This window comes from Catellatospora sp. NPDC049609 (assembly GCF_040675365.1).
Lineage (GTDB): Bacteria > Actinomycetota > Actinomycetes > Mycobacteriales > Micromonosporaceae > Catellatospora.
The window spans coordinates 1-9,198 of record NZ_JBFAOU010000248.1; the positions used below are offsets into that span (position 1 = coordinate 1).

The window sequence follows — 9,198 nt, forward strand, 5'->3', positions numbered from 1 at the left end:
CGCCACTTGGACCGGCGCCTGCCCCACCTGCCGACGAAAGATCAGAACCGTCCGCCGCAAACGCCGACCACCGACCTAACAAAGCACTACTAGCTAGCCTCGGTCTTTCATGAGTTTTAGATCTTGGTTGGGATCTGCTGGTACGGTGATGGCTGTCTATTGATTGTGGTGGCGGGCATGCGCGTGGCCCGGCTCGAACCGGGTAGCTCCGTGTCCTGGTCGCGGGTGGCCGGGTGGGGTTGGCCTGGTCAGGTCGCTGGTCTGGGTAGCGCGGCGAGGCGTTGGAATGCGGTGGCCAGCTCGGCCGCCCAGGGCCAGGTCGCGTGGATGCGCAGGTGGGTCCGTCGTGCGCCGCGGGTGATGCGGGCGGCGACGTGTAGGACCTGGTAGCGCAGCCTGCGGGGTTCGGCGCGGGTGAGTTCGCCGTCCAGCAGTAGGTGCTGGGTCCAGGTGAGCAGGTCCTGGCCGGTGAGGGCGAGTTCGAGCCAGGCGGCGTTGATCGCGAACACGCGGGACGGGAAGCGGCCGATGCCGGTGTTCTTGCCGCAGCGGATTCTGTCTTCGACGCGGGCGTGGCCGCGGTGGCGGACCTCCAGGTATTGGATCGAGCCGCCGCCGACGGGTGTGTCGGTGGCGATGACCTGGTGGCGCCATCCTTCGACGGTGTCGAACAGGTCGAGTTGGGCGCCGGGGTGCGGACGTTCGCGGCGTGCGATCAGGCGGGTTCCGGCGGGGTAGCCTGCGAGGACGTGCGCGGCGACGAGGTGGGTGAGTTCGACGACCTGCGCCCCGTCGCGCAGGTCGCCGTCGGTGTCCAGGGCGTCGATCCAGGCGGTGGCGTGGGTGATCGCGTCACGGATCGGTGCGGTGACGGGCACGCCGACGGAGAAGAACGTCGACAGGCCCAGCTCACGCAGGCCGCGGATGTGATGCAGGAATGCGGTCGTGCAGCCGGCGGCGTCGGTGCGCACGAGGATGTCGGTGCCGTGGCGGTGCGGGTCGGGGATCTGCGCCAGGGCCAGGTCCAGGACGGTGATGTGGTCGGCCGCGGTGTTCGACCCGGCCCGGCCCGGACGCAGGAGCCCGGCCAGTGCTTCGCGGGTGTTGTCCAGGAAGCAGAGCAGCGGGTAATAGCCGAAGGTTCGCTTCCAGGTCGCGGTCGCGTGCTCTTTCTCCGAATGCGTGATGACGATCGTGGCGTCGATGTCCAGGACCAGGCCGGGCACGTCGCGGCCCGCGGCGGTGGAGGCGGGCAGGCGGCCGCGGGTCTCGCACAGTTGCGCCCAGGCGACCTCCCGCGCTGCTGCCCGCGCGGTCCGCAGCCTGCCCAACGCGGTGGCATCGATGAGCTCGAGGGCCCGCCACGCGGTCGGGCCCGAGGCCACCGGCCCGAACGGTTCCGGCTGGGCGCGCAGCACCCCCAGGTCCGTGATCGCTCTGCCGCCGTCGGCGATCATCACCGCCACGTCGAGGGCGACCCGGCCCGGGCCGTGCCCACCCGCCCGTCGTCCCGCGACGACCAACGCGTCACCAAATCCCCTGGTCAGGCCTGTGGCGTCGGCGAGGTCGGTCAGCAGCCGGGCGCCGGCATGACCGACCACACCCCGGCCGTCGGCCGTGACGACAAGCTTGGGACGCGACAAGGTACTCTGCACGTTGAAAGTGCCTCTCTTGCAACGGTTTCGGACCCTAGACAAGTCCTATCGTTCCAGATCAGAGGCACTTTTGCATTCAAGATCCACTATGTGGTCAAAGCTTCGTGAATGACTCAGGTTAGCAAACGCCACCTCATTCTGGGTCAGCGCTGCCTGTCTCGAGCACGTTTAGGCAAGTCAGCCACCCCGGCCGAAGCAGACGACACGCACGACAGACATCTCGCCGCCGCGGGCGGATCGGCACAAAAACCGCGCGCGGCGTCCCTGCGCTGCTTACGGTGACCATGCCGGCAGGGTGGGATCGTTCCGCCGACCAGGCCGCGGTCAGATGCACGAAAGTCACGGAGCCGCTATGCCACGATCAACGCCCTGCCCAGGCACAGGGTCGACCCTGCGAGTCGCAGCGCTTCAGTGCGGGCTGCTCACCGTGCTCGCCGCGACCGTGGGACTGGGCGCGCCAGGCTGGGCCGCCGGGTTCGTCTATAGTTTCGGGCTTTCGGTGCTGACCTGCCAAGCGATGCACACCGCCCGGCGGACGGCGCTCGGACCCGCCGACAGGGTGACACTGGCACGGGCCATGCTGACCGGCTGCGTCGCCGCACTGACCGCCGACGCGCTGCTCCACGAAACCCCGAGCGGGGTGCTGGTCGCGATCGCCATCGTGGCGCTGGCGCTCGACGCGGTCGACGGGCGCGTCGCCCGCCACACCGGCACAACCTCGGCGTTCGGCGCACGCTTCGACATGGAGACCGACGCCTTCCTCATCCTCGTCCTCAGCGTGTACGCAGCCCGGTCCGTGGGGTTGTGGGTGCTGTCCATCGGCGCGATGCGCTACGCCTACGTCGCCGCGAGCTGGGCGCTGCCGTGGCTGCGAGGGCAGCTGTTCCCGCGCTACTGGCGCAAAGTCGTCGCCGCGATCCAGGGCATCGCCCTGACCGTCGCAGCGGCCGACGTGCTTGCACAGCCGCTAACCGTCACGGTCCTGGCGGTCGCGCTCGTGCTGCTGACCGAGTCTTTCGGCCGAGACGTCGTGTGGTTGTGGCACCGCCGAGCAGCACCAGCACACGCGGGAAGACCGGCACCGGGCACCCGCCCCCGCCCAGCCCAGGCCGCCCCCGGCCCGGCGCGTCACAGCAGGCGGGCACGGGCGTAGACGTCACCAGACCGGCCCAACGGCCGGAACCGCTGCTCCAGCAGCCGCTGCAGCCCCGCCCTGTCCAACCATGAGGATGCGAACCGCATCGTCTCCACCGGCGAGTAGTTGTACTCGTACCCTCTCGTGCCGCCGAGCCGCTCCACCTGGTCCAGCGCAGACACAGCAGCATCGTGGGCGGCCGGCAGATACTCGAACGACAGCGCGTGTAGCGGGCGCGACAGCCCACGCAGGACCTCTGTCTCGAAACCCTCGACATCGATCTTGCAGAATGCGGGCGGGCCGTGCCGGGCGATCAGATCGTCCAGCGTCACGACAGGGACCTCGATGCGGCGGTCCCACCTGACACCGCCGAACCGCCGATCACGGCTGACCGACGCGACCCACTCCCGCGACATCGACGACACCGTAGGCGTGGCCGACGACAGGGGCCAGACTCGCCGAACCCGGCGCGGCACCGACTGCGGCAGGCACGATCACCACGCCGCGGTCGCGCCCGAAAAACAGCCGCAGCACGCGCAGGCAGTCCGGCTCCGGCTCGACCGCCACCACCCGCACGCCCAGACCCCGCCACGAACGCACCCGGCTGCCCACATGAGCACCGACATCAAACCCAAGATCACCACGGCCGAGGAACCGCCCATAGAACTCCCGCATCCGCCGATGGCGCCCCGGAATCCCGTGATACATCGCCAGCGAACGACCCACACCCCACAAACGGACAAACATAACCAACCTACCTTTCGCTCAGGCGCTGGTCGGCGGCGGCAGACACTCGAGCGCCCAGCGAGCCGACCGGCCGCACCGAGTTCTGCGCCGGCCAACTCCGGTGAAATCGGGTTGAAAGGGTTCTGCCAGGGGCGGGTTGCAGCCTAGGGATGTCAGCAAAACCAGGTAGCTTCCCGGAAGGGACCGGCCATGACCACCCAGACCGACACCACCGGCACCGGTGCGGCGTCTGCGGCAGCCGTCTGCGTGTCGATGCTCGACCCCGCCGACACCTGCGACCGTTGCGGAGCCAGGGCCTACGTACTGGCGGTATTCGGCCGCGGTGCCGAGCTGACGTTCTGCGGCCACCACGCCCGCGCCTACCGCGCCGGGCTGGCAGCGACCGCGCTGGCCGTGTACGACGAGACCGGTTGGCTGCCCCGGCAGGACCAGCCATGACCACCACGACGCGTGACCTGCTCACCGCCGGTCTGGCACTGGCCTGCACCGCGGGGTGGGCAGCCAGCGCTGTGGCCGCCCACCAGATCCGCACCCGCTGCGCCCGCGAGCTCGACGACGCCCGCCGCGCCGCGGCCACCGACCCGCTCACCGGCCTGCCCAACCGCGCCGCCCTGGGCGCCCGGCTGCACGAACTCGCCCGCCAGGGCGGCCGCTGGTCCCTGGCGATCGCAGACCTCGATCACTTCAAGACCGTCAACGACACCCTCGGCCACCACGCCGGCGACCAGGTCCTGACAACCACCGCCCGACGACTCACCGAAACCCTCGGCCCCGACGCGATGGTCGCACGCCTCGGCGGCGACGAATTCGCGATCATCCTGCCCCACGACGCCGAGGTCGCCGCCACGCTGCTGCGCGACGCCGCCACCGCGGTCAACCAGCCCCAGCAGACGCGAGGACTGCCCCTGCGGGCCGGGCTCAGCGCCGGCGTCACCGACTACACGCCCGGCCTGCCCATCCCCGAGCTGTTCCGCCGCGCCGACACGGCCCTGTACCGGGCCAAGGAAACCCGCGGCAGCACCGTTGCCTGGACACCCCACGACCCGGCACCCGCCGGATGGGCACACCAGCGCCGCCAGATCCGCACCCACGGCCTGCACGCCCAGACAGCAGCCGCTTGAGACCTTACGGAGTGCCGGCCTCGCGTCTTGCTGCCATCCTTGCGCCCGATCGCCTCGGCTTCGGCATCAGCCGCCGGGCCAGCCGCACTACGGCGGGATCGTTGAGCGAGTCATCAAGACGATGACGCAGATGATCCACGAGCTGCCCGGCACGACGTTCTCGAACCCCCAGCAGCGCGGCGCCGGCCCCATCCCAGCACACCCAACACCAACACCTGATCATCCTGTTGGCGCCGCCGTAAGCCCACGCGCCGTTCCCAACAGGCCGAGCAGCAGCGGGGTGCTCGCCGAGCATTGCGGCGAGCGCAGTGCCCTCGGGTGGCCGGTCGGCCGTGTGATCTCGCTCCGAGCCGGTGTCACCCAGGCACCCCAGGCGGGTAGCGTTGCCGGATTTTGCAGCCGATCGAATGCCGATCGAATGCCTGGGGAGGACAAGAGAGAATGCGTTGGACGCGTACGCGTGCCGTTGCAGGCGCGCTCGTGCTGACTGCCGCCGTTCTGACCGCTGCCGCGCTGGTATGGGACGGCGGTCGCCGGCCAGGTGCCGGCGCCGAAGCGGCTACCGGCGCGGTGGTCGAACCCGGCCTGGTGACGACACTTGATCACAGCGCCCCGCCGTCGGTGTCGCCGAGCCCGAGCCCGTCGCCTTCTGCGCCGGTATCGCCGTCCCCGAAGGCCAAGCCGAGGCCGAAGCCCAGTCCGCGCCCGGCGGACATGCCCGGCCCCCCGCCGCCGGCGCCGAAGCCGTCACCGGTGCCCTCAGGCACGAAGTGCCCCTTCTACCAGGGCGTGAACGTGGCCAAGACGCAGGTGCAGGCCGCGCTGGAGCAGGCCGCGGCGCGAAGGTTCTGGACCGTCTCGCAGGTCAGCCTGCCCCCGAAGCTGATCAAGGCCGTGGCGATGCAGGAGAGCGGCTGGCAGTCGGCGATCATCGCCTGCGATGGCGGGATCGGCACCATGCAGGTCATGCCCGCGACCGCCGCGTGGCTCAACGACGACTCCCCGTTCGCCATGGACGAGGACGTGCACACCCTGCACGGCAACACGATGATCGGGTCGGCGTACCTGCAGTGGCTGATCCGCTACTTCGGCATGAAGTACGCCATCGGCTGCCCCGAACCCGACCCCGCGTCACCCGCGCCGTGCCAGCCCGACTACACGCTACGCGAAGACGACTGCTCCCAGGACCCGACCGTGTCCGACAGCAGAGAATGGTGCCTGCTCAACGCCGTCATCTCCGCCTACAACTACGGCCAGGGCGCGGTGGACAAGGAGATCACCGACGGCGACGACGTCTACTACCCCAACCCGCAGTACGTGGGCAACGTCCGCGCACTCATGAACAACTACTGAACGCAGCACCCGCCCAGGCGAGACGTCGTAGCCGAGGAGCGTAGGCAGCCAGGCGGCTGCTGGGCCGGGGTGACGACGCTGATGCTGGTGGCCGATGGCGAAGGGCGCCTGGACTGAAGGAGGCGATCTGCTTGTCGGGCGCGTATCAGTATGCGAACCCTGCGGCCGGGTAGCAGCAAGCCGCAGCACATGGCTTCCAGATCATGGAGTAGATGACAGCGAACGGGAGCACCACCGGCACCCAGCGGCGGCCGGTGAGCAAGGCCGACAAGCGTGCCGCAGCGAAGGCAGCCAAGGCGGCCGCCGCTCAGGCCGCAGCCCGTAAACGGCTCCTGCGGACGGTCGCGGTCGCGGCCGCGGCGCTGGCCGTCGCCGGAGTGCTCGCGTGGGCGATCTCCGGCTGGTCCGGTGACGCCGTCTCACCGCCGGCGGCAGCAGCTTCAGTGACACCGGCGGCCAGCATTGCCGCGAAGCCGGTGTTTCCGCCACTGCCCGAAGGCGCAGACCCGGCGCTGGGCAAGAAGCCAGCGGCCGCCGCCGTCACCGGTGCGCTGGCCAAGCTCGCGGTCAAGACCCTGATCCAGGGCAAAGGCCCGGCGGCCAAGGCCGGGACCACGATCACCGTGAACTACGTCGGAGTGCACTATCAGACCGGCAAGGAGTTCGACGCGTCATGGACCCGCTTACAGCCGTTCGAGTTCACGCTCGGCGCGGGCAACGTGATCGCCGGATGGGACCAAGGCCTTGCCGGGGTGAAGGTCGGCAGTCGCGTGCAGCTGGACATCCCCGCCGCCCTCGCCTACGGCGACAAACCCACCGGCGGACAACCAGCCGGCCCGCTGCGGTTCATCGTGGACGTCCTGTCGGCCAGATGACCACGCCGCAGCAATCGCGTCGTACCCCGCCACGACACCTGGAGATCAAACAGATCCCTTCGAGGGGGTATCTTCCGGCTCCGGCAGCAACATGTCGGAGGGGGACTCAGCGGACCTTGCGCTGTGCGTGACCCAGGGCCGGTGCGGGTGCCGGCTGCGTACCGCACTCCTCCGGACACCTGCACGCCTGCTCAACGGCGGTGACCAGGTCAACGTCGGGCCGAGCGGTCCGGCGACGACCCCGGTGACGGCCAGCCCGTCGAGGCCCAGCAGCCGGGTCGTAGCATCATCCCTGTCCCTGGCTCTCATGATCAACTTTCCTCGACAACAAGATGATCACCGAGAGCCACGGGCACCGTTGTATCAGGGGTCCATCTGGACCGCCAGACCCGCGTCAGCTGACCCCCACCAAGTTCGTTAAGCCCGTAAACGCGGCTCGCGCAACCCGTCGTCTCAGGGTTCCGCCTTCGGCGGGATCCCGGTTTGCCAGGGTACGGGCAGGTGAGGGACGGGAGCATCCCCGTGCCGGTAGGATGCGGCGTGGGTAAACGCCGGGCAAACGCACGTATGGTCGACTTCTCGCGCGTGCTTGGCCTAGTCGACCGCAACGACTTCGAAGGTCTGCGAGCGCTGTGCCGGTCGGGTTGGGATGCGAACCAGCAGGAGCGGTGGACGGGCAACAGCGCGCTGCTGATGGCCTGCACGAAGCGCCGCACTAAACTGGTGCGGTTGCTACTGCACCACGGTGCCGATCCGAATTTGCAGCATTTCGACGGCTACAACTGCTATGACTCCACTTCATCAGGACTGATCCGGCGGATGCTCGTTGCCGCAGGGTTCAGATGGCAATCGCAGTGGTTCCAGAACGGTAACGGATATGCGGCGATGCGGCACCTGTCCGTTGCCGAGGATGTCGACCGCACCGTGACCTTCGAAATAGCCGGCACCGATATGCGGTTGGAGCACCAAGTCCACCGGTATCCGCCCATGGCTGGTGCTGTCGAGATCACGGCGAGTGATGGACAGAAGCGGGTCGGGTTCGCGATCGAGTTGACCACGCCTGGCCACGGAGGTACCGCAGTGGGAGAAACCGAACATCCGAACCTCGTGACGTTCACGGTCATGATGATCCGGTTCCGCGGCGACGTTCGCGTGCGGGCGTACTGCGCCGATACGGCCGCCGCGACGCGCGACCCTGCCTTCTGGGTGCCGCCGTGGACCGGCTAGAAGTACCTGACGCCTCACACCCGATGCGGAGCTCCCGCCGGCCAATTGTGGCGCCTCGGTCCCGCAGACGGCGAAGGGTAAAGCTGGACGTTGCGTTTCGCCGACGAGCCTATACGAAGGTTTGCTGCATGCTGAGCATTTTTGAGACAAGTATATGATGCCGTAGGCGGGCCGTTCTGGAACGCGCAGTGTTCTCGTTATATGAACTTAGAATCTCGATCACGACCATCTTGTTGCTCTCGAGTTCGGTACGCTTCTGCAGCTGAAGGACAGGACCATACACGGTAAACCCAGCGGTGCTGCTCCAGCTCTCGCATGCCACGCCATCGATATCCGCTGCCTGGATCGATACTTGGCGGCCAATAGCGCGAATAATCAACTCGGACCCGACAAGCACTACACCCGATCTCAGGAACCGCCATCCCATTACTAGCGTGCCCATGGCGATGGATAGACCGATACAGGCGGAGATGTAATCGCGTTGTGCAATCGCATCCCCAATCATCACGGCGGCTATCGCGACGAACGAGGCTGAGACTCCACCGAACAAGAGGCGCGACAGTATGTGCGGTCTGACGACTTCTCGCTTCACCGAGTGTGTTCCTTCGAGCATCAGGCATATCCAAATTGACGGACGGCCAGGCTACCGGTGCGCCGGGTACTGTTCGGTGCGCGACCAACGACGCCAGTACGGCTGAGGAAGACACCCCTGAGGCGGAGATGCCGTCGCCTCAGCCTGTGGAATACCCGGTGACCGAGAGGCACGCCGACCAAGCATCCCGCAAGCACCGGCACCGCGGACTGCACGTCTTGATCGACAGCGCATCTCCACGAAGGCCCCACCGCGAGTGCGCAAAGGATGATTATGAATACGTGGGCTCCCACGGCCCGCCAACTTTCATCCTCTTCGAAGCCGTGACCCACGCTTTCAATACACGCCCGTAGCGCCTTTCGGTTCCTCCATCTCCATGGCGCGAGGCGCACAGTCGTATTGAGCTTGTCCCAACCTCATTGCCGCAGGTGGCAGCTGGTTGACAGCGGGAGTGTGGGTGCTCAACCGCAGGTGGATGTGGGCGGCAGAAGCA

General features: G+C 67.9%; 11 protein-coding genes. 6 read left to right on the forward strand and 5 right to left on the reverse strand.

Going from position 1 to position 9,198, the window contains the following annotated elements; translation table 11 throughout:
* Positions 1-248: 248 nt before the first annotated feature.
* Positions 249-1,655, reverse strand: coding sequence for an IS1380 family transposase (locus tag AB0J67_RS36965; protein WP_363489753.1), 1,407 nt, complete (start codon positions 1,653-1,655; stop codon positions 249-251).
* Between the two features lie 427 nt (positions 1,656-2,082).
* Between AB0J67_RS36965 and AB0J67_RS36970 the strand changes: the two genes are divergently transcribed.
* Positions 2,083-2,808 carry a CDP-alcohol phosphatidyltransferase family protein gene (locus AB0J67_RS36970; protein ID WP_363489755.1) on the forward strand — a complete coding sequence of 242 codons (726 nt, stop codon included), beginning with the start codon at positions 2,083-2,085 and terminating at the stop codon, positions 2,806-2,808.
* Here the strand turns inward: AB0J67_RS36970 and AB0J67_RS36975 are convergent.
* Both AB0J67_RS36975 and AB0J67_RS36980 read right to left on the reverse strand, forming a co-directional pair.
* Complete coding sequence (locus AB0J67_RS36975; RefSeq protein WP_363489757.1) at positions 2,784-3,206, reverse strand: FkbM family methyltransferase; 423 nt, start codon at positions 3,204-3,206, stop codon at positions 2,784-2,786. The genes AB0J67_RS36970 and AB0J67_RS36975 overlap by 25 nt on opposite strands.
* Entirely contained in the window at positions 3,172-3,465 is a 294-nt protein-coding gene (locus tag AB0J67_RS36980) for a hypothetical protein (RefSeq protein ID WP_363489759.1), read from the reverse strand. Before AB0J67_RS36980 ends, AB0J67_RS36975 begins: the two co-directional genes overlap by 35 nt.
* A gap of 261 nt (positions 3,466-3,726) precedes the next feature.
* On the opposite strand from AB0J67_RS36980, the gene AB0J67_RS36985 reads away from it, so the two are divergent.
* A complete protein-coding gene (locus tag AB0J67_RS36985) occupies positions 3,727-3,975 on the forward strand; it encodes a hypothetical protein (protein WP_363489761.1) in 249 nt (82 codons plus the stop codon).
* Positions 3,972-4,658 (forward strand): GGDEF domain-containing protein, encoded by a 687-nt coding sequence (locus tag AB0J67_RS36990; RefSeq protein WP_363489763.1) that lies wholly within the window; start codon positions 3,972-3,974, stop codon positions 4,656-4,658. Before AB0J67_RS36985 ends, AB0J67_RS36990 begins: the two co-directional genes overlap by 4 nt.
* 602 nt (positions 4,659-5,260) lie before the next feature.
* On the opposite strand, the gene AB0J67_RS36995 is transcribed toward AB0J67_RS36990, so the two are convergent.
* Positions 5,261-5,425, reverse strand: a complete 165-nt coding sequence (locus tag AB0J67_RS36995; RefSeq protein WP_363489765.1) for a hypothetical protein — start codon at positions 5,423-5,425, stop codon at positions 5,261-5,263.
* A gap of 28 nt (positions 5,426-5,453) precedes the next feature.
* Here AB0J67_RS36995 and AB0J67_RS37000 point away from each other — a divergent pair, with 28 nt between their 5' ends.
* The 3 genes from AB0J67_RS37000 (at position 5,454) to AB0J67_RS37010 (ending at position 8,113) form a co-directional block, all read left to right on the forward strand.
* The gene (locus AB0J67_RS37000; protein WP_363489767.1) at positions 5,454-6,011 is read left to right on the forward strand and encodes a lytic transglycosylase domain-containing protein; all 558 of its coding nucleotides are present in this window, start codon (positions 5,454-5,456) and stop codon (positions 6,009-6,011) included.
* Between the two features lie 212 nt (positions 6,012-6,223).
* Complete coding sequence (locus tag AB0J67_RS37005) at positions 6,224-6,886, forward strand: FKBP-type peptidyl-prolyl cis-trans isomerase (RefSeq protein ID WP_363489769.1); 663 nt, start codon at positions 6,224-6,226, stop codon at positions 6,884-6,886.
* A gap of 540 nt (positions 6,887-7,426) precedes the next feature.
* Positions 7,427-8,113 carry a hypothetical protein gene (locus AB0J67_RS37010; RefSeq protein WP_363489771.1) on the forward strand — a complete coding sequence of 229 codons (687 nt, stop codon included), beginning with the start codon at positions 7,427-7,429 and terminating at the stop codon, positions 8,111-8,113.
* 109 nt (positions 8,114-8,222) lie between these two features.
* Here AB0J67_RS37010 and AB0J67_RS37015 read toward each other — a convergent pair whose 3' ends face one another.
* The gene (locus AB0J67_RS37015; RefSeq protein ID WP_363489773.1) at positions 8,223-8,705 is read right to left on the reverse strand and encodes a hypothetical protein; all 483 of its coding nucleotides are present in this window, start codon (positions 8,703-8,705) and stop codon (positions 8,223-8,225) included.
* Between the last annotated feature and the right edge of the window lie 493 nt (positions 8,706-9,198).